The sequence below is a fragment of the Singulisphaera rosea genome (assembly GCF_054877945.1).
This window is the reverse complement of sequence record NZ_JBTYIP020000005.1, coordinates 61,836-87,387: the sequence shown is the minus strand read 5'-3', so window position 1 is coordinate 87,387 and position 25,552 is coordinate 61,836. Positions and strand designations below refer to the sequence as shown.

Here is a 25,552-nt window from a genome sequence, read left to right as displayed (position 1 = left end):
GCGTTTCGTTCGAGTCGACCGAGACCCGGTGGAGTTTCCCTTCCGCCGGTGTTAAGTTCACACGATTCGGCTCCCCGAAGCGGGGAACCTGGAACGCCTTGATTTCGAACCGAGGATGTCACGAAATGTCAATTCCACGCGGGACGTTACTCGCCATCGGTCTCGTCGCCACCACGATCGCGGCCGACGCCGCGCGAGGCGCGGAGCGGGGTGGGCCGATTACCTGGAAGAAGACCGTCGTCGAGGCCCGCTTCCGTTCCGAGGGCGTCGCGGTCGCTGACGTCAATCGGGATGGCAAGATGGACGTCCTGAACGGCGACTTCTGGTACGAGGCGCCCGCATGGTCGAAGCACGAGATCCGCAAACCCGGCGAATTCGGCGACGGCCTGCACTCCTACAGCGAATGCATGGCCGCCTGGACCGACGACATCAACGCCGACGGGTGGGCCGATCATGTGGTCGTCGGCTTCCCGGGCGCCCCCGCCTACTGGTACGAAAACCCGAAGGGCAAGGAAGGGCACTGGCCGAGGCACGAGATCTGGCACAGCGCCTGCAACGAAACGCCCTTGTACGCCGACCTCTTCGGCGACGGGCACCGCGTCCTGGTGATGGGATGGCAGCCCAAGGGCAAGGACAACGAAGGCCAGATGGCGTGGTTCTCGCCCTCCGGCGACCCGACGCAGCTCTGGGAGATGCACGCGGTCAGCCTGCCCAGCCAACCCGGCAAGATCATCCCCGGCACCTTTCGCTTCGCCCACGGGCTCGGCGTCGGCGACCTCAACGGCGACGGTCGATCGGACGTGATCTGCGTGGAGGGTTGGTGGGAACAGCCGAGCGACGGACGCCAGGCGAGCACCCCCTGGAAATTCCACGAGGCCAAGCTCGGCGACGCCGTGGCGGACATGATCGCCTACGACGTCAACTCCGACCGGAAATCGGACGTCGTCGCGAGCTCCGCCCACAAATTCGGGATCTGGTGGTTCGAGCAGGGCGCCGATGTCGACGGCTCGCCCGTCTTCACCAAGCATGACCTCTTCCCAGAGCTCATCTCCGAAACCCACGCCCTGATCAGCGCCGACATCAACGGGGACGGCCTTAAGGACTTCGTTACCGGGAAGCGATTCTGGTCGCACGGCAAGAGCGAGCCGGGCTCGGAAAAGCCGGCTCGGATCTACTGGTTCGAAGCCGGCCGCGGCATCGATGGCAAGGTCGGATTCACGCCCCACGAGATCGACGACGACAGCGGCATCGGCACCCAGTTCGTCGTGGCCGACTTCAACGGCGACAATCTGCTCGACGTCGTCACATCCAACAAGAAGGGTGTGTACATCCTCGAACAGGTTCGCTCGAAGCGTTGAACGACCCGAGGATTGTTACTCCGTGTCAGTCCCCAAACCCCGATTCTCATGAAAACCAGGTGGCTCATGGGGCGAGATCGGTGCCGAAGTCATCCCGTAGAGTGGGCATTGCCCACCAGTCTTTCCTACTGACAATCGAGGACAGGAAAGTTATCAACCCCGAAGGCTGGTGACGTCTACTGGGCCTCCCGGAATGCTGGTGGGCAGTGCCAACCCTACGAGGAGCTCCGCACCGAATTCGCTCCATGATCCAACCGGGTTTCTGCCCCAGTCAACGTCAAAACCCCTCCTGGGATGTCGTCGCCTACTCCCTCAGAAACCCGATGTTCAAGAAAACATCGGGTTTCGGGGCCCGAGCTCAGCTCGCCGAGGGGAGGTCCTTGGCGAGCTGCTCGGCTTCGGTGACCATGTCGCCGAGCAGGCGCAGGCCGAGGTCCCAGAACTGGGGGTCGGTCACGTCGATGCCGAGCCGGTCGAGGAGGGCGTCGGGCGAGTCGGAACCGCCCGACGAGAGGAGCTCGAGATACTTCGGTACGAACGAAGGCCCCTCGTCCTTGTGTTTCTGAACGAGCGCGAGGACCAGGAGCTCGCCGAAGGCATACGCATAGCAGTAGAAGGGGGAGCGGACGAAGTGGCCGATGTAGAGCCACCACCAGCCGTACCCTTCGGTCAATCGGACCACGTCGCCGTGCATAGGCCGATTGGCTTCGAGCCACAGGGCGTTGATCCGCTCGGTCGCGAGCTCGCCTTCCTCGCGACGGGCCCGGTGCAGGGCCTGCTCGAAGCGAGTGAGCACGACCTGGCGAAAGACGGTGGCGAAGCTGTCCTCGATCTTGCCGCAGAGGAGTGCCAGGCGTGTCCTCGGGCTCGGCTCCCGTTGCAGGAGGCGCTGGAACGTCAGCATCTCGCCGAAGACGCTGGCGGTCTCCGCGGTGGTCAGGGGCGTCCCCGACTGGAGATAGCCGACCGGCCGGGACAGATACTGGTGCAGCCCGTGGCCGAGCTCGTGGGCCAGGGTCATGATGTCCCGGAGCCGGTCGGAGAAGTTCATCAGGATATAAGGGTGGACGCTCGGGACCGCCCCGCTGCTGAACGCGCCCCCGCGTTTGCCGGGCCTCGGCTCGGCATCGATCCAGTTCTTCTCGAAGAATTCGCGGATGACCTCCCCCGCGCGAGGGCTGAATTGCTCGTAGCTCTCCGTCACCACCTGCCGCGCATCGGCCCAGTCACAAGCCGGGAGATCGGAGAAGAGCGGGGCGTAGCGATCGTAGTCCTCGAGGGACTCGACCCCGAGTAGGCGGCCTTTCAGCCGGTAATAGCGATGGACCAGGTCATGGTGCCGCTCGGCGGCCGTCATGAGCGCCTCGACGACATCGTCGCGGATCTCGTTCGCGAGATGCCTCGACGCCATCGGGCTGTCGAAGTGGCGGAGGCCGGTGTCCGACTGGTGGTCGAGGACGATCGTGTTGAAGATGTACGTGATCAGCCGGGCCTGGTCCTTGAGCCCTTGGGTCAGGCCCTCGGCCGCCGCTCGCCGCACAACACGATCGGCGTCGTACAGCTTGGAGAGGATCTGCTGGGTGTCGAGCGACTCGGTCGTCCCGCCGAGTTCGAACGGACAACGCATCGAGGACATCGTCTCCTCGAAGAGCCGGACGAACGCCGACCGCCCCGTCCCGGACTTCTCGTCGAGGATCTTCTCCTCAGCCTCGCCGAGGTAATGCGGCCGCCAGGCCCGCTCGCGGTCGAGGTAGTGGCGGTACCGGGCCAGCTCCGGCGCCTCGATGAGGGCATTGGCGACCTCGTCGGGGACCTTGATCCACTCGAGGTCGAAGAAGATCAGGTGCTTGTTGATGACGATCCGCCGCTCTCGAGTTTTCGCAAGCAGGGCCCCTCGCTTCGGGTCGTCGGTCTTGGCCGAGTGGAGGAGGCCTGCGTAGACCCCCGGGCGATCCCGCTGCTCGGCGAGGCTCTCGAGCTCCTGGAGCGCGGTGAGGAGTAGCGACGGAGTCGGGCTGGCGACGACCTCGATCTTCCCCCGATACGTGTTCTCGAACGCCTGGGCACGCCGTAGGGCCTCGTCGAGGTCGCGCTCGATCCCGGGATCCTCGGGCCCCGAGTACAGGTCGCTCAGGTCCCAGGCAATCCCCTCGGCGCTGCTCGCGGTCCCCTCGGTCATCGACATAATCCTCTCCTCGAAAGCAGAACGAAATTCGGACGCCGGCCTCGAAACGGAGGCCCGGCGTCCCGGAGCCGGATCAACGGCCGACTCGGCGACGTCCCGGTCGGCCGAGTCATCTCAAATCAAGATCGTGGGATCACGAAGTAGCGACGGTCGACAGGACGCCTCGGATGTAGCCGACGCTTTCCGCCAGGCCGGGCAGGGGGTCGCTGGAATCCTTCTCATACTCGAGCCCGACGTGATGGGCGTACCCAAGCTGCTTCAACGTCATGAGCATCCCTCGGACGTCGAGGACGCCTCGGCCGATCTCGACCGGCTTGGAGGCCCCCGTAACGCTCGAGATGTCCTTGAGATGCAGGTCATAGAGCCGTGAGGAGCACTTCTGGATCGCCTCCGAGGGATCGACCCCACAACGGGCGGTATGGCCCACGTCGATGCAGAGCCCGATCCGAGGATCGAAGGACTGGATCACCTCCCAGACGTCGAAGGGGGACGGCCATACCTTGTCTTCCGGCCCGTGGTTATGGATCGCCAGCTTGATGTCGTATTCCTTGACGAGCTTGTCCAGGAGCGGGAACGACCCGCGTTTCGTCGTGCATACGATGGTGGGGATGCCCGCGTCTCGGGCGTATTCAAAGGCGTTCCGGACCTGGGCCTCGTCGTCGGTCAGCGAGATCACCCCGCAGCTTATGGGGGTGATGCCGGCGTCTCGAAACGCCTTCACGACGGCCTTACGCTGTTCCGCCGTGCTCTTGAGCGGGAGGTGGGCATCCTTGATTGACACGTAGTTGACGCCAACCCGTCGAATCCCCTGCACGGTCGTCTCGAGGGACAGCTTGTGGAACGTGTAGGAGGCCACGCCCAGCTTCAGGCCTCGCCAGGGATCGTTGTCCTGGGCTTTGGGGGCCAACACGCTGGCGTTGGCCGGCGCCCCGACCCCGACGAGCCCCGACAAAGCCGCGGACGCGCCGAGGCGTACGAGATCCCTGCGGGAGAGTTCGCGGAACGTATCCAAGGGAGGCTCCATTCGTTCTCGAGGTCCAGGTATCGCGCCCGGTCGCCGTCCCCGCGGACGGAGGACCGCCCGGCGAAGCTCCCCGAGCGTCCAGGGGGCGACGGTCCCCTATCGTAACCGGAGTGCTCCGCCAGCGGCAGCGTGGAGCGTCTTCACCGGGACGTCCGGGAATCGACAAGGGACGATGGAGCCTTACCTTCTCCGATGCTATGCTCAGCCTCGTCCGTTACGACCATCCTCGGAGGAGATCCCATGCTCGCCGCTCCCCAGTTCCGTCCCGCCATCATCTCGAGCGTCGTCGCGTTCGTCCCCCAATCGACGCTCAGGCGTCTTGGCCTCTGTCTCATCTCCTCCTTCGCTCTCGCCTCACCCATCGTTGCCGGGGCGGACGAAAAGGCCCAGGCGGGCCCCGAGGCTCCCCGCCCTCTGGTTCTCTTCGACGGCAAGAACCTCGACGGATGGAAGCGCACTGACTATCGGGGCACGGGCGATGTCGCCGTCCAGGATGGGTCGATCGTGTTGAAGACCGGCCGCGCCATGACCGGAATCACTTCCACACGTCAAGACTTGCCAAGGACTAATTATGAACTGACATACGAGGCCCAGCGGCTCACCGGCATCGACTTCTTCGCGGCGGCGACGTTTCCCGTGGGGAAGTCGTACGTAACCCTGGTCAACGGCGGCTGGGGCGGGAACGTGACCGGGCTCTCCAGCCTCAACGGGGCCGACGCGCTGGAGAACGACACCAACACTTACGTCAAATATCAGGACAAGACCTGGTATCGCTTCCGAATCCGGGTCACGGACAAGATGATCCGCGGCCGGATCGACGACAAGGACGTCGTGGCGGTCGACTACTCGGAACGGATCGTCGGCACTCGGATCGAGATGCGGTCGTGCCAGCCGCTCGGCTTCGCCACGTATGACACGACCGGCGCCTTACGTAAGATTGAAGTCCGTCCCCTGACCCCGGCCGAGATCGCCGAGACCGACAAATAGGGCGGTCACTGTCACTGGAGAGAGGCGACTCGATCGTATGCCGCTCGATTCGAAAACGACAAGGGCCGGCCGCGAATCGCCTTCGTGGCCGGCCCCGGTTTATCTGACTTCCAAGGATCAGGCGAGGTGCCGATCGACTTCGGGGAGGAGCTTGGCGAAGTCGAGCTTGTTGGGGCAGGCGGCGCGGGCGGCCTCGAGGTCGGCGCCGGACCAGTCGCGAGCTTCGGCGTCGAGGGCCGCGTACTGGCGACGGGCCTCGGTACGGATGCCGTGGTGCTCGTGGTAGGTCAAGAAGCGGGTCAGGTTGCCGAGCTCGGCCTTGGTGCCGGCCGCGGTCGAGCAGCGGCCGTCGCAGTCGGCGCAGAGGGTCGGGCCGAACGCGAGGGCGGCGTCGCGGAGCTGCATGATCTCGGCCGTCTTGAGCGGCTCGTAGCGTCGGGCGGCGTCGGCGTTGTCGCGGAGCTGGTCGGTCGTCTTGATCGAGACGCACGAGCCGCTGATCCGCTCGTCGGTCCAGATCGCGTGGAGGAGTCCCTGGTAGGGGGTCAGCTTCTTCTCGGCGAGCATCGGGACCTTGCGGACGACCTCGTCGAGGATGTTGACCTTGGGCTTCTCGGGGAACTGCCCGGCGACCTGCTTCATCGAGATCAGGCCGATCTCCTTCTTGTGGCAGGCGTCGAGCGCCTTGTTGAGCGCCGAGTCCTTGTCGAGCCAGGGGGTGTACTGGAGCATGATCGCGTCGACGATCCCGGCGTCCGCGGCCGCCTGGATGATCTCGGCGCGATTCCGGTGGTGGGTCGAGAAGCCGAGGAACTTGGCCTTGCCCGACTTCCGGATCGCCTCGGCGGTCTCCTTGAATTCCTGGCTCTTCACGAAATTGATCGACTCATCCAGGCTGTGGTCGTCGCCGAGACCGTGGATGAAGAACAGGTCGATGTAATCGGTCGACAGCGCGGCGAGGCGCTGATCGAGCATCTTGATCATGTCTTTCGGGACGCGGGGATTGTCCTTCGTGACGAGGACGATCTGCTTGCGGATCTCGGGGAATTCTTCGAACCACTTCTTGAAGCCGGGCTCGGTGCCGTACGCCTTGGCGGTGTCATATGTACGGACGCCGTTGGCGAAGGACTGCCGGAGCAGGCGGTCGAGCACCCCACGCTCGCGGAGGGCGCCGGTGCCCATCTCGAGCATGGTGATCTCAAGGCCGGTCCTCCCGAGCTTCCGCGTGGGCAGGACGTTCGAGGTCTTGGCGGCGACCTGCGCCTCCGCACCGGAGGTGGCGCCCAGGGCCGCGACCGTCGCCAGCGCCCCCGCCTGAAGGAAGCCGCGGCGGTCAGTTCCGTTCGTCTCGTCTTGGGACATCGCTCTGAACTCCTCGTAGGGCGGACCGTTCAATACGAGTCTCCGTCTCCGCTCCCGAGGATCATATCAGGTGCGAGCCGGCTTGGCACGCCCGTTCGCCTCGTTGTCAGCCAATTGTCAAATCATCTCCGACCACCCCGTCCGAAGGAGTCGAGCAGGTTTTCCCTCGCAAAACGTACGATTCACGGGCCGGAATCCGGGACGACGCCGTGCTCGAGTATCCCCGTGGAACCTCACCGACGCTTCGGATCGACGAAGTTATTTATTTTCATTTAGTAGATCTATTATCTCAATAGCTATTTTATAACTGTTTTCTCATTTAAATTCAAGTCCAGCCCTTCGGGCCTCCTGAGCGTCCCGACTGGATCGTTCCCCGATCATCGCTCCCTGCGACCCGCAAGATTCTCCCCGAATGAGTACGTCGGGACTTGACCCACATCGACGCCAAGGGCAAGTTGGGGCGAGCCGCATCCTCCGCCCCGTCGAGGGTCGTCCTCTCGAGCGGGACGATGCAGGCATCAGGGGGGAGCGAGGTCCCGATGTTGAGCTCGAGAACCGCAGGAACCCTTGGCCTTTGCGGCCTCTGGGTTGGTATCGCGTTGGGGATCGGCGCGGTGGCCGTCGGCGGAGAGCCGCCGAAGGTCGTCAAGCACGTCGTCGTCTACTCGGAAGAGGGCCGATTCGCGGGCTGGCCGGCGAATCACGGGATCTGGATCTGGGGCAACGAGATCCTGACCGGTTTCAGCCGGGGCACACACAAGGACCGGGGCAACTTTCACAACATCGACCTCGAGAAGCCCGAGGAGATGCTGCTCGCCCGGAGCCTCGACGGCGGCTTGACGTGGTCCGTTGAAGAGCCCAAGCCTCGAGGCATGCTCGTCGGGACGCGGAATGTGCGCCACGGGACCATGCCTCCGGGCGTTGAAGAAGAGCGCCCGGTCGATTTCCAGGGGAAGATCGACTTCACCCATCCCAACCTGGCATTCACGGTCCGGATGGAGAACAAGGACGCGGGGACGTCCCGCTTCTTCTACTCCTACGACCGAGGTAGGTCTTGGCAAGGCCCGTTCCGGCTCCCCCTCTTCGGCCAGAAGGGCGTGATGGCCCGCACCGACTATGTCGTGAACGGCCCCGAGGATTGCACCTTGTTCCTGACCGCGTCCAAGAGCAACGGGCTGGAAGGACGACCGTTCTGCGCGAGGACGACCGACGGCGGGAAGACCTGGCGATTCCTCTCGTTCATCGGGCCCGAGCCGATCGGCTACTCGATCATGCCGTCGACGGTCCGGACCTCGCCGACCGACCTCGTCTCCGCCATCCGGCGCCTGGATCCTCCCAAGAGTTGGATCGAGGCTTATGCGTCCCACGACGACGGCCTGTCCTGGTCGCCCCTCTCCACGCCCGAGCCCGACGCGGGCGAAGGGAACCCGGCGAGCATGCTCCGACTGCCCGACGGCCGGCTCAGCCTGATCTACGGCTATCGCGCCAAACCCTTCGGGATGAGGGCCAGGCTCAGCAGCGACAAGGGCAAGACCTGGACCGAGCCGATCGTCCTCCGCGACGACGCCGGCGGGCGCGACATCGGCTACGCCCGTTCCATCGTCCGACCCGACGGCAAGGTGGTCGCCGTCTACTACTATCACGACCGGACGAGCCCGACCCGACACATCGCCGCGACGATCTGGGATCCGGGTACCCCTTGACCGACGCCTCGATGGCTCGCCCCGACTTCACTTCCTCCGTGTATGGAGATCGGCCCCCACAATGAATTCACGCACACTGGTCTCGAACTCCCCCCAACGCTTGCGCATCGATCGGTCGACCTTGCTCCTCAGCCTATTCGTGCTGATTGCGGGCTCCGCCACGCACGCCGCCCAACCCTCGACCAGGGACGCTTCCGCGCCTCGTCGTGAGGAGAATCCCAAACCAACCCTGAGCCCCGGGGATTCCGGCAGGGCCGTCGAGGATCTCCAGCGCAGGTTAAACGCGCGGATGACCCCTTCGCCGGGCCTGGATATCGATGGCGACTACGGCGACGCCACACGCTCGGCCGTCGCCCGGTTCCAAAAATCCAAGGGGATCGAGGCCACGGGCATCGCCGACCCGAAGACCCTCGACTCGCTCGGCAACACGCCGATTGTGGAGCCCGAGGTCCCCGCCCCGGAAACCGTCAATAACCTGGTCCTTCCCAAGAAACCCGCCGACGCGCTCGAAGGGCCGCCGTGGGTCACCTCGAAGGCCTGGGCCATCGCCGACGGCAAGACCGGGAAGATCCTGGCCGGCGATCACGAAAAGGATCCGCTCCCGATGGCCAGCACCACCAAGCTGATGACCGTCCTGGTCGTCATGCGAGTGGTCCAGTCGAACCCGGCCGCACTCGACGAGATCGTCACCTTCTCCGAGCGGGCCGACCGCACGCCGGGATCGACTTCGGGAGTGCGCGCGGGGGAAAAGCTCACCGTTCGCGAGTTGCTCTACGGATTGCTCCTCCCCTCCGGGAACGACGCGTCCGTCGCGCTGGCGGAACATTTCGGGAGTCGAGTTCCTCCCCCCGCGGACACTCCGGCGGAGGCGGACCCGCTCGCCCGCTTCGTCGCCGAGATGAACCGACTGGCCGAAGAATTAGGTCTCCACGAGTCGCATTTCGCGAACCCGCACGGCCTGCCCGCCGCGAAGCACCACGCAAGCACGCGAGACCTGGCGACGATCGCGAGGCATGCCTTGAATCAGCCCGAGATCGCCAAGGTCGTCTCCACTCGAAAACGAGGCTGCATCCTCGTCGACGGGGCGGGTGCGAAGCGGAACGTCCTCTGGACGAACACCAACAACCTACTGGATATCGAAGGCTACGACGGCGTGAAGACGGGCACAACGACGGCCGCAGGTGCCTGCCTGGTCGCGAGCGGTCGACGCGGTAACGACCATCTGATCGTCGTGGTCCTGGGCGCCACCTCTTCAGAAAACCGCTACATCGACGCACGAAACCTGTTCCGCTGGGGTTGGAATACCTTGATCGGTGCTCCAGCAGTCCCCAAACAATAGAGCTCACCCGGTGAGTCCCGCCTGGATGGCAGTCGGGTCTCACCGTATTTCGCCCCGGGTCCATTCGATTCCGGAATATCGAAGTTTTCCTGCCCACGGATGGGACACGGCCACGATAATCTCAAATTATCAACAATCATCCCAACAATTATTCGCCAAAAACACAATATGTTTCGACATTAAATTAATGCCAGGTGGATGCGAGGAAGGCCGTCGCATCCCCCAAGAACTCTGACGAAATAGGACACTCCTCGCCGATCTCCACCAGACTTTCCCCGCGCGCGAGGATTTCACCACAAAGGCACAAAGGACACAAAGAAGAGGAGCCAGAGAGAACCAATCCACTTCGGACCTGCTTCGATGTTCCTTTCTGCCTCCGTGGTGAAGCCTTCTTCCGGCCAGGGAGACGCGCGTGGCGCTCGCGAAAACCGCTCTGGCGTGGGTGTACATCCCCGAGATCGCTTATGGGGATCTGATTTCAGCGTCGATAGGACGGCAGGTTCTAGCCTGGTTGTGTAGGCCCCGAGGAAGTGAACAAGACCACGTCCTGCCTTCGTTTCGTACTCCGCGTGAACGGTCGACTTCTTCGGAACGGCTCGATTTCGCCCTGCCCTGGTTGAATTCCAGGCCGTCTCTCCGAACACGCGGCGGTGATCATCGCCGGCTCTTTTTCTTCTTCCCTGCCGCCTGAGCTTTGGCCGTCGCGGGGTCGGCCCCGAGGTCCTTCTTCAGCTTTTCCGAAACCGAGAGGCCGTATTCGGGATCGCTTCGGTCCTTGACACCTTCCAGTGGCGCATTGCCACCGCCGCAACCGGCGAGGAGGCCCAAGAGCAGGGCGGTAACGGTTCCGATCGGGATCTTCATAAATCCAACCTCCTCGGGAGGGAATGAGCGATGGTAGAGTTCGGGGCCGCCCCGAGGGCGGGGATTTTCCTCAGGTCGGCGGCACCTCGGCTCTTGGATTCTCCTGGATTTTCTACCAAGGGGTGATCAAAGGGCGTCGGCGCTGATGATTTCGCCCCCGCTGCGGGTCCCCAAGCCCCACCACGCCTGCAAACCCACCGTATCCTTGACGAAACGGACCGAGCCGTCGCACATCCCGACATTGACGCCACCGGGGTGATTGCTCATGGCCGTCAGGGCATCCATGCCGTCACCGACAGGGTTCCCGCCCGAGGCGGCGTAGCACGACGCCGAGTTGGGGGGCATGAAGTGGTCGTAAGAATTGAAGCGAAGCGTGCAGCCGTGGCTCCCCGCCCAGACGGAGGCCGTGTAGGGGTTGAACGCGGCCGTGGTCGTGGACGTGGACGCCGAGATACTCTTACACACGCCGACGAAGGCATTGGCCCCGGCCAAGCCCCCCGTGTCCATGGTTTCCGTGGCCGTGATCGGGAAATGATAACGCTTGCCGTTGTTCCCGCCGGGGGCCTGTGCCGCCGAGTTGCCGAGGCCAACGAGCTTTTCGCTGAAGGCCGCCGTGTTCGACGTCCCGTCCATGATGGACTGCATCCCGAGCGTCGTACAGTTGCTGGTGTAGAGGGTGTACATGCTGTCGGCCATCGACCCATTGCCCGATGCCGCCATGGGGACCAGCACGCCGCTCCAACCGGAGATCGGAGGAGCCCCTCCGATGTTGGCCGCGTAGTTTGTCCACGAATTGAAGACCGGCCCCTGCTGTTGGCTTTCGGAAGGACAAATGTAAGTCGCAACTTTCGACTGGCTCACCGTTCCATTCTGGGGACCGTCGGCACCATAGGAATAGTTGGCCGCGTTGTAGAGCGCCGGCTGCTCCATGAACGGGAGGAGGGCGACGCCCCAACCGAGCGGCCACGCGCCCGAATTGAGCTTCGGCAACGCCACCGAGCTCGCCGAGTTCGAACTGGTAAACAGAGGAGGGATGCTGTTGTTGGTCGAGATGTAATTCTGAAGCCCCAGCCCCATCTGCTTAAGATTGTTGACGCACTGCGCACGACGGGCCGCCTCACGAGCGGACTGCACCGCCGGCAAGAGCAACGCGATCAGGACCGCGATAATGGCAATGACGACCAAGAGCTCGATCAGTGTGAATGCACGACGCCTCGAAATCGCAATCATGAACATCGACTCCCTGGATCACGGTTTCATAAAAACAGTGGGGGGAGGGGGGAATGATGGAAGGGATTCAGGACATGCCTGATACGAGTCTCCGACCCGGATTCGCTGGAACTCTCCTCGGGGAGTTCTCACACTCCCAAGTCGATACGTGAGCAAGTCCTCCACAACGCGCGGGCGACGAACGTCGAGGATGGGGGAAGGGAGCGGGGTCGTGGAGGGCGACTGACGAGGTCCGCAAATCCGCTTGTCGACAACCCGGGCCGACTCGACCTCGTACGGTCCCAACCTGGTGAGGATGGCCCACAGGCATGGACGCCCTTGCGCACGACGCGCCGACTACCAACCCAGGTTTGACGCGGGCCCAGGACTCGATGCAGGCCGCAACGTCGACCCCGAGATCCCTGATTGAACTGTCACGAGCCCGGTTTCGAACGGTCTTGACGAGGATTTCCAGGCCCCCATGCCAAGGAAAAGTCCCAATTCCGGAATTCGTGTCGTCGCGGTGTTTGATCCCGTACCTGAGTTGCCACGCTTGGGATAGGTGGGACCGCCCTAAGACTACAGCGACTTTCCCTTCCCCCTCGTCCACAAATCTCGACAAATCTTCAACCTCTGTTCGCAGAATCGGTCCCATCCCAGAAGTCGCCCTCCGCCGCAACCGCGCAGCACCGAACGGCACCGCTATCGGGACGGCAGGCGCGAGATTCCTTAGCTTTCCCTGAAGAGGACCTCGCGATCGCACACACGGGCATGGATGGAGTCTTGCGTGATCGTCCGAGGATTAAACCATCAGGCGATCGACATAGAGGATTATATCGGCAACTCGATCCTGGGAAATAGTCGGAGTGTCAAAATTTCTTTGCGGCTGGGCTGATCGCTGGTTGATGGGCGAGGCGGAGATCCGGAAAACGGGTGCAAAACATCGTGACGCAAGGTCCATCGGGCGGCTCGTCGGAGCTTTGCCTTCCGTGCTCGGGTCGTGCGACGGTCGCGGCCCGCGCCTCCCCGTATACATCGGTTGACGCAGGCATGTCGCACGAGGTGAACGGTTCCGCCCGAAATCCAAGGCTTTCAGGCTATTCTGTAGCGTGCGACGCGGCTGGGGGCCGCTGTGGCAGCGTCGGTTTGCAGCGTCCAACATTTCCAACTCCAACCGACCGACCACACCATCAAATATCAAATAATTAATAATAACAATATAACAATATAAAAAATTTTAAAAACATTGGCCATTTTTCCTTATCGGTGTTCCATCCGAAGCTGAACGTCCTCCGTCGATCATCGCTCGAAGTGCAGTCGCTACCGAAGGTTCATGAGGTAAGTTGACGAATCAACGCTTGAAGCTTAGTGAAGTCGATGGGCTTGGTCATGTGGGCGAGGAAGCCGGCGTCTCGGCTCTGGCGGATGTCTTCTTCCATGCCATAGCCGGTCAGGGCGATCGCCGAGACGGGCCCTCGACGGGCGATGACCTGCTGCATCAACCGCAATCCACTCCCGTCGGGGAGGCCGATGTCGCTGATGATGAGGTCGAAATCCCCTTCGGCCTCCGCCTCCAGGGCCGCCGCGATGGTCTCGGCCGCGGTCACTTCGTGGCCCAGACCTCGAAGGAGCTTCGCCAGGAGCCTCAACGTCGCGGGCTCATCCTCGACGAGGAGGATCTTACGCCGGGCGATGTCGGCGGAATCGGGCGAATCGGCGGGATGATCCGACGTTTCGGAGTCCTCCGGCCCTGGATCTGCTGACGTTTGCAGCTCGATCCGGAACGTTGCACCCTGGCCCGGCCCTCCGCTCTCGGCGATCAGCACGCCGCCAAGGCCTTCGATAATCCCCTTGCTGATCGCGAGGCCGAGCCCCAGGCCTCCGAACCTGCGCGTGATCGAAACCTCTCCCTGCTGGAACGGGTCGAAGATCGCCGGCAGGATCGCGGGATCGATGCCGATGCCCGTGTCGGTGACCTCGAGAACCAAGAACTCCCGATCGTCCGGGTCGACCCGATTGCGAGTCCGAATCGTGATCACCCCCGACTGCGGAGTAAACTTTACCGCGTTCTTGACCAGGTTCCACAAGACTTGTTGGAGCCGGGCGGGATCGGCGTTGACGTGTCGCCGAGGGGCCGCGACGTCCAAATCGAGCCGCAGCTCCTTCCCCAGCAACTCGCTCCGACAGACCTCGACGGCTCGCTGGACCAACTGGTTGCAGTCGGTGACTTCCCAATTCAGCGGCATCTTTCCGCGCACGATCCGCATCACGTCGAGCAGGTCGTCGATCAGTTGAGCCTGGAGCCCGACGTACTGGCGGATCATCTCGAGATTCGTCCGGAGCTCCTCGACGGCGTCCTGTCGCTCCAACATGGACGTGACGGCCAAAAGGATGGGATTGAGCGGCGTCCGGAGCTCGTGGCTGAGGACCGCGAGGAACTGATCCTTCGCGCGGTTCGCGTCCTCGGCCGCTTCCTTGGCCAGTCTCAGTTCGTCCTGACCGCGTTGTCGCTCGGTCACGTCGCGAAAGACCATGACCACGCCCGACACCCGGCCCGAGTCCTCGCGGATCCGGGCGGCATTCACCTCGATCGGCAGTTCTCGGCCGTCACGTGCCATCAACAAGGAGTGATCGGCGAACCCAACGCCGGCCCGTTCGTCGACGAGCCGCTCGAGCGCGATCGGAGGGGCGTGAGGCGATTGTCCGTCCAGGATCGGACCGACTTCGAGTACCGACCGACCGGCCGCGTCGTCTTGCGACCATCCCGTCAGCGACTCGGCGACCGGGTTCATGAACCGGACCCGCCCGAGCTCGTCTGTGGCGATCACGGCGTCGCCGATGCTCGCAAGCGTCGTCGAGAGCCAGGCCGAACTCTCTGTGAGGGCCTGGGTGTACGTCTTCCGCTCGACGCCCAGGGCGATGACTCGCGCGACGGAGGCCATGGCGAAGAGCGTCGCGTCGGAAAAGGGGCGACGCGAGTAGGTCGCCCAGAAGCCGAGGGGTTCTCCGTCGGCGACGAGAGGAAAGCCCGCGAACGCCACGATCCGCTCACGCCCGGCCCACTCGCCCGCCGGGACGAGGGGGTCGCGCGGGACGTCGTTTGATAGATACGGATGGCCTGCCTCGACCATCCGTCGGAGCTCGGGCTCGGCGACGAGGACATGGTGGTGGGCATCCTCGGCCTCGGTGCCGACGTTGGTACTCGCCTGGAGCTCGACGTGGCCCTGCTCCCCGACCGTCCAGATCCCCGAGAATGTGGAGTCGAGACGCCCGACCGTGAGCTGAGTGCATCGCCCGAGGATCTCCGGCAGCGTCCCCTCGCCGGAGAGTGCAAACCCCATGTCTCGGCCGAACTCGGCGAGCCGACGCTGTTCGTCGCGGAAGGCGTCCTGTCGCCTCCGCTCGGTCGTGTCCCGGAACACCAGGACGACGCCGACGATCTTCCCGTCCTCGTCCTTGATCGGCGCGGCACAGTTTTCGATCGAGGTCTCGCTCCCGTCCCTGGCGACCAGCAAGGTGTGATTCGCCTCGGCGAGGGTCCAGCCTTCCCCGATCACGAGGCCGACGGGATCCTCCGAGGGCTTGCGGGTCGTCTCGTCGATGATCGTGAAGACGACGGCCATCGGCCTGCCGACGGCCTCGTCGGCCCCCCAACCCGTGAGCTCGGATGCGACCGCGTTCATGAGTCGGACACACCCCTGGTCGTCGGAGGCGATGACCGCATCTCCGATGCTGGCGAGTGTCGTCGACAACCAGGCTTCACTCCGCTTGAGCGCCGACGCCGCCTTCTCCCGGACCGAACCTTCGAGCCATTGGAGAAGGAACACCGCGAACAGGAGGACAATCGCCGCGCCCGTGGTTGCGGCGAAGGTCAGCACCAGTCGGCGGACGGCCGATCGGGCGGCCGCCGTCCGGATGATCAGGAGCCGATCTTCCTCCCTCCCGAAATCGCCCGCGACCCGGACGATCTTCTCCATGACCTCCTTGCCTCGGTCGGTCAGGACGATCTCGAGCGCTTTCTCCAGCCCCTGGGACCGTCGGATCTCGACCGTCTGCCGCAGCTCGATCATCTTCACGGCCGCGAGGACCCGCAAGTCGGCGATGAGCTCTCGCTGTCGAGCGTTCTCCTTCGTCAATCGCTCGAGACGGCCAAGTCCCGCATTGAAGCGGGTCTCCGCCGACCGGAGAGGTTCGAGGTAGGAGCTCCGCCCCGTCAGGAGGTACCCGCGCTGGCCCGTCTCCGCATCCTTGAGGATCGCGAGGGTGCGTTCGAGCTCGGCCGAGACCTGGCGAGCGTTGTCGACCCGTTCGTAGCTCCGGAGGATCGTCCGCACGCTGGCGGCGACGAGGAAGGCGTCGACGAGGAGGACCGCGATGACGAAGAGGTATCCGGCGGCGAATGTCGCACGCGTCATGCGGTCCATAGATATTCACGCATGCATAGTTTCGACGATCACGCTCGACCCGGACCCCGCGGCCCGGCCTGGGTCGAGGGATCAGGCGTACGGCTCGGGTCGGATTATATACGAACCGGGCGCGACATGGCCACGACCTCCGGTCCGTCGAATCGACCGGGTTCACGCCGAGGAGGGAAGCCGGACGAAGTGAGCCCATCAGGGGCGGCGCATCGCAATCCAAGGCATCGCCCAGTCGAGCTCGCCCCGGTGCCTCGATCGATCTGCCGGGAATGATGACTCCCCGGCGATCATCCTCGCAGATATCGAAATAAGGAACCGGCGGCGTCCGGATGGGTATGCCACCCGGACGCGCCCGTTTCGCGAATTACAACGACTTGGAAACGTTCGCCTTCGACGCGAGCGGGCCGTCGATCGACTTCGGGTCGACCCTCAGGCCCGGTCGAAGTCGCTGAAGGCCTTCGACGACGACGAGTTCGTCGGGCTTCAGGCCGTCCTCGATCGCGGACATGTCGCCGTGGCGGGCCCCGACCTTGATCGTCCGATCGAGCACGACGTACGAGGGCTCCTGACCAGGCTGATCGTCCGCCCGTTTCTCGGGCCGGACGACGTAGAGGTAGTTTCGACCCTGATCGCTCCCGATCGCTTCTCTGGGGATCAGCACCTTCTTACGCGGGTTCCCGATCGGCAGGCGGACCCGGGCGACCATGCCGGCGGAGAGGATCCGGATCGAACGGTTACCCTCCCCCTCGGACGAGTTCTTGATGATCGCGCGGAGTCGAAGGGTGCCCGTGTTCGCGTCGAATTTGTTCTCGCTGAAGTTGATCTTCCCCTCGTGCGAGAAACCGTCCTCGTCGAGCAAGCCGATCTGGACGGCCGTTTCCGAGTCCTGCGTCGTCGGGATGACCCCTTCTCGGATCAGGTGTTGGATCCTCAGCAGCGTCTGCTCGTCCACGTCGAAATAGACGTAGATCAGGTCATCCGAAACGATCGACGTCAGGATCGTCTCGTTCGCCTGGACGAAGTTGCCCGGGTCCAGCATGCGACGACTGAGCCGGCCGGTGAGGGGTGCGGTGACCGAGGTGAAGCTCAGTTGGAGATCGGCCATGTCGAGGCCGGCCTTGGCGGAACCGACAAGAGCCAGGGCCTCGGCGTGGTCGCCCTCGACCTTGTCGAATTCCTCTCGACTGACATCCTTGCGCTCGAAAAGGCTCTTCGCGCGATGGTAATCCGCTTCCAGCCTGGCGAGGTGGGCCTCGGCGCGCTGGAGATTCGCCCGGCTCCGACTCACCTCCGCGAGGAAGGGGCGTTGATCGATCCGGAAGAGAGGATCCCCCTTCTTGATCTCGGTACCGTCGACGAAGAAGACCTTGTCGAGATAACCGCCGACCCTGGCCAGGACGTTGACCGAGAGGACGGAGTCCGTCCTCCCGCTGAACTCCTCGTAATCGGCGAGGTAGTCGATCACCGCCGGCTTCACGATGACGGTCGGAGGCGCCTCCTCCACCACCTTGGGCTGGGGGTCTTCACATCCGACGATCGTGACGGTCAAGACCAGCGACACGAACAACAACGCGGTCCATCGGCCCATGGGACGGAAACTCCGGCGGGAGGAACTGGGGAGAAACCTGGCGGCGGGGAGGTTTAGGGGGGGCCAGGACGGCTTGCGTCAACGGAGGGAACCGGCCTCGAATCCCGGGACGCACTCATCGGCGTCCAAACACATCATCACCAGTGTTTGTGGAAGCGAGGCACGGCGAACGGCGAGGTGACCTCGTGGAACTTTCGCTCATGGCTCGCCCGATACCAGAGGCCGAGGCGGCCTAGTAACGTCCAGGCGAGCGCAAGGGTCCAGGGTACCAAAGCCAGCATGCAGGACCAATAGACGAAGTCGAACATGGTCGCCTCGCTTCCAAGAAACCCGGTCCGGGCGCCCTCCGCCGTCCTGGTCTCGCGAAGGATCTCGACACTCCGGGACGATCGATCGCCCCACAACCGCAAGACCCCGACGGGGCCACTCCTTGTCCCCACGTAAGCTCCTGCGAAAAATGATCTCGTGACCCTTCATGGTTTTTTTCGGAGGCGGGATGGAGAGCGAGCGGCCGAGGGACCTGACGCGGATCCTGGGCCGCGCCCAGGCCGGCGACGATCGCGCCAGGGATGAGCTCATCACCCTGGTCTATCACGAGTTGCGTCACGTGGCCGCCCGACTGATGCGAAAGGAGCGTCTGAATCATACCCTGGCCCCGACCGCGGTCGTCCATGAGGCGGTGATGCGGCTCCTGGGAGACCAGGTTTTCGAAAAAGCGCCCGACCGCAACTACCTTTTCGCCTCCGCGGCCCGAGCCATGCGAGAGATCCTCATCGACCACGCCAGGCAAAGGGCCTCGGCGAGGCGGGGAGGGGGGTGGCAACGTCGCCCGCTCGATTTGGTGGTCGATTACTTCGAGTCGCAAAACCTCGATATCCTCGCGGTCCACGAGGCTCTCGACCGGCTCGCGGTGCTGAACGAACGTCAAAGCCAGGTCATCACGCTCCGGTACTTCGGCGGACTGACCGTACCCGAGGTCGCTTCGGCCCTCGACGTGTCGGTGGTCACCGTCGAAAGGGACTGGAGGCTCGCGAGGGCCTGGCTCCTCGGGCAACTCCGAGGGGGGGAAGGGGCATGACTCCCGAACGCTGGCGTGAGATCGACGAACTCTTCGGCTCCGCGATCAAGCTCAAGCCCGACGAGCGGCCCCCCTGGCTCGACCGTGCTTGCGGTCCCGACCTTGCTCTGCGCGCCGAGCTCGACCGGCTGCTCGCGCACGATGAGCAAGCCGATGACGACGGGTTCCTCGTCCCCCCGGAAGGCGTCGTCAACCGGTCCGACGTGACGGCGGACTGGGCCACGACACGACATGACCTGCCAGGTCTCGACGGCCGCGCACTCCCGCCTGAAGAAGCCGCCCGCAGCGAGGACACCGGGGGATTCACCCCGAAGGCGGTGATCCAGCCCGGCGAGGGGCGTAAGGCCGGCGACGAGTCGACCTCGCTCATCCGGGCCCGCGTCCGCGAGCTCCCCGTGATCTACATGCTGATCTGCGGCATGACGATCTTCTGGCGGCACCTCATGCTCAGGATCGCCGACGTCACGATCTCGGCCTACAACGCGGCGGCGATGCTCGCCCTCGGCGTCATCGCGGCCGTGCTTTGGAGCCGACGAAGTCTCTCGCTCGGCCGGCTCAAGGCCCTGGAGTTCGCGACCGTCGCGGTCCTGGCGGCCATGGTCGCATGCACACAGTACCACGTCATGCTTCAATCATCCGAGCTGGGCAACACCCTCAAAGCCCAGCGGGTGATGAAGAACTCGGTGCTGCTCACGTCGATCCTGATCCTGACGTACGGGATCTATGTCCCCAAGAATTGGCGGAGGACGGCCGCCGTCACGATCCCGCTGGCGCTCTTGCCCTTCGCGACGCTGCTGTCCCTCGGGGTCGGGCACTCCGAGGCCATGTCCTGGCTGTTGGAAGGAAACACCGACGACGGGACGATGCCCCTGGCCCTGTTCAGCTACGACGCCATGCTGTTGCTGATCCTCGCGCTCTGCTCAACCTACGGGGCGCACACAATTTCCAGACTCCGCAGGCAGGTGGTCGAAGCACGCCAGCTCGGCCAGTATCGCCTGCGACGTCGAATCGGCGTCGGCGGAATGGGCGAGGTTTATCTCGCCGAGCACGAGCTGCTCAAACGTCCTTGCGCCATCAAGCTGATCCGGCCGAGCAACGTCTCCGACCCGAAGACTCTCGAGCGTTTCGAGCGTGAGGTCCGGATCACCGCGACCCTCTCGCACTGGAACACCGTCGAGATCTTCGACTATGGCCGGACCGAGGACGGGACCTACTACTACGTCATGGAATACTTGCCCGGCCTGAGCCTCGAAGAGTTGGTCAAGCGCCACGGCCCTCTTCCTCCGGGACGGGTGGTTTACCTCCTGCGGCAGGTCTGCCTTGCCTTGCGCGAAGCCCATGGCGCGGGCCTGATCCATCGCGACGTCAAGCCGTCCAACATCTTCGCGGCCCGTCGCGGAGGGGTGGACGACGTTGCCAAGCTCCTCGACTTCGGCCTGGTCCGCCCCGCGACCACGGTCCACGAACCGAGCCTGAGCCGCGAAGGCCAGATCCTCGGGACCCCGCTCTTCATGTCCCCCGAGCAGGCGATGGGGGCTCGCACGCTCGACGAGCGCAGCGACATCTACTCGCTCGGGGCCGTCGCCTACTTCCTCTTGACCGGCCGAGCCCCGTTCGACGAGGAGAGCGGGATCGGCGTCATGATTGCTCATGCTCGGGACCCGGTCGTCCCCCCGTCGAGCGTCGTGGCGGACATCCCGGAGGACCTCGAGCGCGTCGTCATGAAATGTCTCGAAAAGCGCCCCGACGATCGATACCAGGATGCCGAGAGTCTGGGACTCGAACTCAGCGACTGCCCATGCTCCAACGACTGGGACCAGGCCCGAGCCGCCCGTTGGTGGAGTTCGGGCGACACCAAGTCGGTTGCCATTCCGGAGCCAAGACCGGCCTGAGAATCGAAACGAGGCGACCGTCGTTCGCTCGAGAATGAAGGCGGATCCCAGCGACCCGATCCGTTCAGGCTCGTGCTTGCGAAGGTCGCCTCGTCGAAGGTGGTAAGCGACTCGGTTTCGAGAGACTCCTCACGGCTCCCCACCGAGACCAATGCGGAAGAACGCTTCACCACAAATGTGCAAAGGACACAAAGGAACATCGAAGCAGGTCCGAAGAGGATTGGTTCTCTCTGGCTCCTCTTCTTTGTGTCCTTTGTGCCTTTGTGGTGAAATCGTCGCGCAGCGAGAGTCTGGTGAAGATCGGTGAGGAGTGTCGGCGTCGTCGACTCAGACCCCCTTTGCGAGGATCTGCTTCATCGCGTCGACGAAGGTATCGACCTCGTCCAGCGTTGTATAAACGTTGGGCGAGATTCGCACGCCTTCGAACTGGGCATGCTTCGTCGGCGATGTGACGATCCGGTGCTTGTCCCAGAGGTTACCGAAGACCTTCCCAGATTCGATCCCTTCGATCTGGACCAAGGCAATACCGCCGGAGATCGCGTCTTCGCCGACGGGCGTCCAGAGCTTGATCCGAGGGTCGGCCGCGAGGAGCGGCTTGACCCAACGCTCGCGGAGGAACCGCAGGCGGGCGATCTTCCGCTCGATGCCGATTGACCTGTGGAACGCGAGCGCCGCGGAGATCGCATTATGGTTAGCGGCCGGGTGCGTCCCGATCTGCTCATACTTGCGAATGTCCTCGTCCAGCGGGGCGTCGGCACCCATCATCGGCCAGATCGATTTCTGCTTGGATTTCCGGACGTAGAGGAATCCGTTGCCGATCGGGGCCAGGAGCCACTTGTGCAGGCTGCACCCGAAGTAGTCGCACTCGAGGTCGTCGCGTTTGAAGGGCAGGTGGGCGAAGCCGTGGGCGCCGTCGATGAAGACCTGGATCCCCTTCTCCCGACCCAGGCGAACGACGTCACGCACCGGCAGGACCTGGCCGGACATGTTCGTGACCTGGGGGAACTCGATCACTTTCGTCTTGGGCGTGATCGCCTCGCGGACCTTGTCGACGAAGACGCTGGGCGAGGGCAAGGGGACCGGGAAGGAAATCTTCTTGACGACGATCCCCTCGCGGCGGGCCCTTTGCTCCCAGCTCGTGATCATCCGAGGATAATTCTGGTCGGTGATGATGACCTCGTCACCCTTCTCCAGGTCGATCCCGAAGATCAACGTCTCCATGGATTCGGAGGCGTTGCGGGTGATCGCGATCTCCTCGGTGTCGCAGCCGAACTCGCGGGCGAGGTCGTGGCGGACCGACTCGACCCGGGGCTCGAGGACGCGCCACATGTGCTGGACGGGGGACTCATTGGTGAACTTCAGGTCCCGGATCATCTGATCGAGGACGTGGGTCGGCGTGGGGCAAACGCCGCCGTTGTTGAAGTTGATGACGGTCCGATCGATGTCGAAACAGCGCTGGATTTCCGACCAGAAGTCTTCGTTCGTGGCGAGGTCGCAGGCCGCGCATTTGACGGCATCTTCCGCGGCCCTGGCGGCACGCACGAGCGCGTCGCCTCGAAAGGCGGCGCCGACCAAACCGGCTCCCGCGACACCAGACATGAACGAGCGGCGAGTCGCCATGGCACACCTTCCGAGAGAATTGGGAGATCGGGGATGAGTTCGGCCCCGAGCCGTCGAGAAGACGTCCGGGGCCGAGGATGGCGTCGAGATCACGTAGGCAGAGGGACGGGAAAGCCGAGGTGAGAGGTCCGGGACTCGCGCCGAAGGCGACTCCCGGACCTGGGCCGGGCTCAATAAGCGTCGGCGCTGATGACTTCGCCGCCGTTGCGGCTGGAGAGGGCCTGGTAGACGCCGCCCTGCGTGCCGGGGGCGACCGTGTAGGTCGTTCCGGTGTAGGTCACGCCGTTGGGCAGGAGGGTGGACTGGTTGACCGGCCAGGAGTTGATCGAGTCCTTGATGAACTTGACCGTGCCATCGCACATGGCGAAGTTGGCCCCGCCGGGGTGGTTGCTCGAAGCCGACGCCTCGGTGGCGTTGCCGCCGCCCGGGATGTCGAAGTCTTGCGCCTCGCCCTGAATCAAGCGAGTCGGGTTGATCGGATATAGAGTCGAGAACATGGTGTCGCTATACGCGCCGGAGAACCAGAAGAACCAGACCTGCTTGGCCGCGGCGGGCTGGAGCTTGTTGAAGGCCCGTTCGCCGATCAGGAAGGTGTTGCTGGTGCCGTCGGTGATCGACTGGATCGAGGTGGTGCTGCCGAAGTAGGTCACGCCGCTCGCCTGGCTCAGAATCGTCGTATAGTTCGGGTCGGCACCGGGACGGGCCGGGGGAGCGGTCTGCGGGCCGGTGGGGTAAACGGGCAGGATGCCCGCGTTGCCGGCATACGTCGTGTGGTAGAGCAGCCAAGGCGGGGTCACGACCTGCCCGCCGCCCATACCGCTGCAGCTACCAAGGACGTTCCGGGGGATCGATGCCGAAATCGGCGCCGCGACTTCGCCGTCGCTGGGGCACCAGAGGGCGGCGAATCCCAGGCCCTGGACGGTCGAGTTGTGGGCCTGGTAGGGGTGCATCGAGTAGTTGTAGGCGTTGGCCGCCGAGGTCTGCTCGATGTAGGCGAGGAGGCCCAGGAGGAAGCTCGGGCCCTGCTTCCAGCGGTTGCAGCTCGAGGGCCACATGTAATATGTGCCCGACGGGAACGAGTTGTTCACGTCGTGGTAGTTGTGCGAGCCCAACGCGAGCTGCTTCAGGTTGTTGGTGCACTGAATTCGCCTGGCCGCCTCGCGGGCCGACTGGACCGCCGGGAGGAGCAGGGCGATCAGGACCGCGATGATCGCGATGACGACGAGCAGTTCAATCAAGGTGAACGCTCGCGTCGAGGGGGAACGGCGAACTGAGGCTGTCATGGCAAGACAACTCCTAAACGAGAGACAACGATGAGAGCAGATCAGTCCGAGCGATACCGGGACGATTGGTAAGCCGAACGGATGATAATCGTCCCTTCGACATTCCGGAGTCGCGAGGGGGGCAGACATCGCCCCGCAGAAACCGACCGATCAATTCAATCCGCCCTCGAACTACGCCCGGTGCTCGACGCCTTGGCGCCCCGGGGAGACCGCTTCGTCTTCGCCTGTTCGAACTTCTCTCGATAATCCGCAGGGGTCATCCCGTTAATCTCTTTGGGAGCCTCGCCCGGCCCCGAACCGGAACAACCCGGCACGGCGACCATCGCGGCCGCGACGCCCAAAGCCAACAGGAATCGCCCCACGCGGAAGGAGGGGACCCTCCCCCCGATTCCACCGAACACAACACTCAGCATGTTTTGAAGACTGGCGGTAACCAAGCCCCCGCATGAAGATCGGACTCGAAGCCTCGCGGGGCACGCCCCGCTCCGACCTTGGCCATCGACGAAGGCGATGCATCACTAACAGCGACATCGACGACATCGGGCATGACCCGAGCTCGCCGAGTTGGTAGCTCTGCCTCCGTGTTGGGTGATCGTGTGTAGTTATCATGCGGAACGGCCATGCATATCGCAAACGATTTCTTTCCGATTTTCCATTTAATCTCCTCACTCAACAATGCGGACGTGCCCTACCCAAACCCTCGACAATGGCATAAGGCCTCCGTGCCGTACACGTATTGCGGTCCCAAGTCCTTAACTCATCCAAACCTAGGACTTCAACGATGGGAGCCTCGATCAAGCAGCAACGACGAAAAATTCGCCACGACAACAGTCCGAGACTAACTCATACCCAACGATATCGATCGATTTAATTTGATCCATAAAGACAACATCACTCACGAAGCCATCCCCGCAAAAGGGCATGGGGTACATTCGGGGATATCAAAGAAATTGAGAGGGTCCGCATTAGTCGGATCCATCGGCCACCTGGAGACGACGAGGGATCCGGAAAGAAAGCGCTTGCCAAGACCGTCGCGGATCACCTAGCTTTGGGCCTGAGCTTCCGATTCGGGACGCCAAGTTCAAGCGACAAGCCGCCAGATCGATTGCATCCCGGCGGCCTATGCCTCAAGGCTGAGCGTCACAAACGACTGGGTAGAGACGTACTTACGAAAATTCTCTCGGTTCGGGATCGATAAACCGGCATTACCGGAGATTCTCTCAAGATGGACCAGGCCAAGTATTACCTCGTCTACTGGGTAATGTTCCCGGGGCTCTTCGTCTGCTTCGCGATCGTGACATGGAAGATGCTGACGAACCGCCATTGGAAGTCCGCGTTGCTCGGCATCGCATTCCTCTGGGCGTGCGGCGGAGGGCTCTTCATCCCCCTGATCGTCGGTTGGCAGGAGGCCGACAAATGGAAAATCAAGAAGGTGATGATGCTCTATAGCGGCCTGATCGTCGTTTGCGGGGCCATCTTCGTTTATACGACCTTCGACCGGATGATCAACCCCGAAGTCGTCCTGGACGCGAAGACCAAGGCTCGGATGAAGGCCCAGGCCAAGGCCGATGCGAACCGTAAGGGTCGACTCGGGAATTAATCGCGTCTTCGACGGATTTGGCCTCGGGGTCGAGACTCGCGA

Annotated in this window: 17 protein-coding genes; 7 read left to right on the top strand and 10 right to left on the bottom strand. The window is 63.5% G+C overall.

Translation table 11 applies throughout. The annotated features are described in order from the left end of the window. Positions 1–125: 125 nt before the first annotated feature. The gene (locus ACYOEI_RS11445; protein ID WP_462849626.1) at positions 126–1,358 is read left to right on the top strand and encodes an FG-GAP repeat domain-containing protein; all 1,233 of its coding nucleotides are present in this window, start codon (positions 126–128) and stop codon (positions 1,356–1,358) included. 358 nt (positions 1,359–1,716) lie between these two features. Here the strand turns inward: ACYOEI_RS11445 and ACYOEI_RS11440 are convergent, their stop codons facing one another. Both ACYOEI_RS11440 and ACYOEI_RS11435 read right to left on the bottom strand, forming a co-directional pair. Further along, the gene (locus ACYOEI_RS11440; RefSeq protein WP_462849625.1) at positions 1,717–3,543 is read right to left on the bottom strand and encodes a M3 family oligoendopeptidase; all 1,827 of its coding nucleotides are present in this window, start codon (positions 3,541–3,543) and stop codon (positions 1,717–1,719) included. A 133-nt stretch (positions 3,544–3,676) separates the two neighbouring features. Further along, positions 3,677–4,555 (bottom strand): sugar phosphate isomerase/epimerase family protein, encoded by an 879-nt coding sequence (locus ACYOEI_RS11435; RefSeq protein ID WP_462849624.1) that lies wholly within the window; start codon positions 4,553–4,555, stop codon positions 3,677–3,679. Positions 4,556–4,807: 252 nt separating this feature from the next. On the opposite strand from ACYOEI_RS11435, the gene ACYOEI_RS11430 reads away from it, so the two are divergent. Further along, positions 4,808–5,554, top strand: coding sequence for a 3-keto-disaccharide hydrolase (locus ACYOEI_RS11430; RefSeq protein ID WP_462849623.1), 747 nt, complete (start codon positions 4,808–4,810; stop codon positions 5,552–5,554). A 117-nt stretch (positions 5,555–5,671) separates the two neighbouring features. Here ACYOEI_RS11430 and ACYOEI_RS11425 read toward each other — a convergent pair whose 3' ends face one another. Next, on the bottom strand, positions 5,672–6,916 hold the full coding sequence (locus tag ACYOEI_RS11425; protein WP_462849622.1) for an aldo/keto reductase: 1,245 nt from the start codon (positions 6,914–6,916) through the stop codon (positions 5,672–5,674). Positions 6,917–7,455: 539 nt separating this feature from the next. Here ACYOEI_RS11425 and ACYOEI_RS11420 point away from each other — a divergent pair. Continuing rightward, on the top strand, positions 7,456–8,619 hold the full coding sequence (locus ACYOEI_RS11420) for a sialidase family protein (RefSeq protein ID WP_462849621.1): 1,164 nt from the start codon (positions 7,456–7,458) through the stop codon (positions 8,617–8,619). Between the two features lie 61 nt (positions 8,620–8,680). Beyond that, entirely contained in the window at positions 8,681–9,958 is a 1,278-nt protein-coding gene (locus tag ACYOEI_RS11415) for a peptidoglycan-binding protein (RefSeq protein ID WP_462849620.1), read from the top strand. 654 nt (positions 9,959–10,612) lie between these two features. Here ACYOEI_RS11415 and ACYOEI_RS11410 read toward each other — a convergent pair. The 5 genes from ACYOEI_RS11410 to ACYOEI_RS11390 all read right to left on the bottom strand — a co-directional run bounded on the left by ACYOEI_RS11410 (position 10,613) and on the right by ACYOEI_RS11390 (position 18,345). After that, positions 10,613–10,822, bottom strand: a complete 210-nt coding sequence (locus tag ACYOEI_RS11410; protein WP_462849619.1) for a hypothetical protein — start codon at positions 10,820–10,822, stop codon at positions 10,613–10,615. A gap of 126 nt (positions 10,823–10,948) precedes the next feature. Next, positions 10,949–12,052 (bottom strand): DUF1559 family PulG-like putative transporter, encoded by a 1,104-nt coding sequence (locus ACYOEI_RS11405; RefSeq protein ID WP_462849618.1) that lies wholly within the window; start codon positions 12,050–12,052, stop codon positions 10,949–10,951. A gap of 1,310 nt (positions 12,053–13,362) precedes the next feature. Next, positions 13,363–16,446 carry a CHASE3 domain-containing protein gene (locus ACYOEI_RS11400; protein WP_462849617.1) on the bottom strand — a complete coding sequence of 1,028 codons (3,084 nt, stop codon included), beginning with the start codon at positions 16,444–16,446 and terminating at the stop codon, positions 13,363–13,365. A gap of 367 nt (positions 16,447–16,813) precedes the next feature. Further along, a complete protein-coding gene (locus ACYOEI_RS11395) occupies positions 16,814–18,037 on the bottom strand; it encodes an efflux RND transporter periplasmic adaptor subunit (RefSeq protein ID WP_462849616.1) in 1,224 nt (407 codons plus the stop codon). A gap of 137 nt (positions 18,038–18,174) precedes the next feature. Then, on the bottom strand, positions 18,175–18,345 hold the full coding sequence (locus ACYOEI_RS11390) for a hypothetical protein (RefSeq protein WP_462849615.1): 171 nt from the start codon (positions 18,343–18,345) through the stop codon (positions 18,175–18,177). A gap of 188 nt (positions 18,346–18,533) precedes the next feature. Between ACYOEI_RS11390 and ACYOEI_RS11385 the strand changes: the two genes are divergently transcribed. Both ACYOEI_RS11385 and ACYOEI_RS11380 read left to right on the top strand, forming a co-directional pair. Beyond that, the gene (locus ACYOEI_RS11385) at positions 18,534–19,115 is read left to right on the top strand and encodes an ECF-type sigma factor (protein WP_462849614.1); all 582 of its coding nucleotides are present in this window, start codon (positions 18,534–18,536) and stop codon (positions 19,113–19,115) included. Further along, positions 19,112–21,007 (top strand): serine/threonine-protein kinase, encoded by a 1,896-nt coding sequence (locus ACYOEI_RS11380; RefSeq protein WP_462849612.1) that lies wholly within the window; start codon positions 19,112–19,114, stop codon positions 21,005–21,007. Before ACYOEI_RS11385 ends, ACYOEI_RS11380 begins: the two co-directional genes overlap by 4 nt. A 327-nt stretch (positions 21,008–21,334) precedes the next feature. On the opposite strand, the gene ACYOEI_RS11375 is transcribed toward ACYOEI_RS11380, so the two are convergent. Next, positions 21,335–22,627 carry an aminotransferase class V-fold PLP-dependent enzyme gene (locus tag ACYOEI_RS11375; RefSeq protein ID WP_462849611.1) on the bottom strand — a complete coding sequence of 431 codons (1,293 nt, stop codon included), beginning with the start codon at positions 22,625–22,627 and terminating at the stop codon, positions 21,335–21,337. 170 nt (positions 22,628–22,797) lie between these two features. After that, positions 22,798–23,910, bottom strand: a complete 1,113-nt coding sequence (locus tag ACYOEI_RS11370; RefSeq protein WP_462849610.1) for a DUF1559 family PulG-like putative transporter — start codon at positions 23,908–23,910, stop codon at positions 22,798–22,800. A 1,225-nt stretch (positions 23,911–25,135) separates the two neighbouring features. On the opposite strand from ACYOEI_RS11370, the gene ACYOEI_RS11365 reads away from it, so the two are divergent. Beyond that, on the top strand, positions 25,136–25,510 hold the full coding sequence (locus tag ACYOEI_RS11365) for a hypothetical protein (RefSeq protein WP_462849609.1): 375 nt from the start codon (positions 25,136–25,138) through the stop codon (positions 25,508–25,510). Positions 25,511–25,552 lie beyond the last annotated feature (42 nt).

Excerpts from the sequence above, each read along its gene's own strand:
- ACYOEI_RS11445 (WP_462849626.1), top strand. The coding sequence starts at position 126 with ATGTCAATTCCACGCGGGACGTTACTCGCCATCGGTCTCGTCGCCACC.
- ACYOEI_RS11440 (WP_462849625.1), bottom strand. The coding sequence starts at position 3,543 with ATGTCGATGACCGAGGGGACCGCGAGCAGCGCCGAGGGGATTGCCTGG.
- ACYOEI_RS11430 (WP_462849623.1), top strand. The coding sequence starts at position 4,808 with ATGCTCGCCGCTCCCCAGTTCCGTCCCGCCATCATCTCGAGCGTCGTC.
- ACYOEI_RS11425 (WP_462849622.1), bottom strand. The coding sequence starts at position 6,916 with ATGTCCCAAGACGAGACGAACGGAACTGACCGCCGCGGCTTCCTTCAG.
- ACYOEI_RS11420 (WP_462849621.1), top strand. The coding sequence starts at position 7,456 with ATGTTGAGCTCGAGAACCGCAGGAACCCTTGGCCTTTGCGGCCTCTGG.
- ACYOEI_RS11415 (WP_462849620.1), top strand. The coding sequence starts at position 8,681 with ATGAATTCACGCACACTGGTCTCGAACTCCCCCCAACGCTTGCGCATC.
- ACYOEI_RS11410 (WP_462849619.1), bottom strand. The coding sequence starts at position 10,822 with ATGAAGATCCCGATCGGAACCGTTACCGCCCTGCTCTTGGGCCTCCTC.
- ACYOEI_RS11405 (WP_462849618.1), bottom strand. The coding sequence starts at position 12,052 with ATGATTGCGATTTCGAGGCGTCGTGCATTCACACTGATCGAGCTCTTG.
- ACYOEI_RS11400 (WP_462849617.1), bottom strand. The coding sequence starts at position 16,446 with ATGACGCGTGCGACATTCGCCGCCGGATACCTCTTCGTCATCGCGGTC.
- ACYOEI_RS11395 (WP_462849616.1), bottom strand. The coding sequence starts at position 18,037 with ATGGGCCGATGGACCGCGTTGTTGTTCGTGTCGCTGGTCTTGACCGTC.
- ACYOEI_RS11390 (WP_462849615.1), bottom strand. The coding sequence starts at position 18,345 with ATGTTCGACTTCGTCTATTGGTCCTGCATGCTGGCTTTGGTACCCTGG.
- ACYOEI_RS11385 (WP_462849614.1), top strand. The coding sequence starts at position 18,534 with ATGGAGAGCGAGCGGCCGAGGGACCTGACGCGGATCCTGGGCCGCGCC.
- ACYOEI_RS11380 (WP_462849612.1), top strand. The coding sequence starts at position 19,112 with ATGACTCCCGAACGCTGGCGTGAGATCGACGAACTCTTCGGCTCCGCG.
- ACYOEI_RS11375 (WP_462849611.1), bottom strand. The coding sequence starts at position 22,627 with ATGGCGACTCGCCGCTCGTTCATGTCTGGTGTCGCGGGAGCCGGTTTG.
- ACYOEI_RS11370 (WP_462849610.1), bottom strand. The coding sequence starts at position 23,910 with ATGACAGCCTCAGTTCGCCGTTCCCCCTCGACGCGAGCGTTCACCTTG.
- ACYOEI_RS11365 (WP_462849609.1), top strand. The coding sequence starts at position 25,136 with ATGGACCAGGCCAAGTATTACCTCGTCTACTGGGTAATGTTCCCGGGG.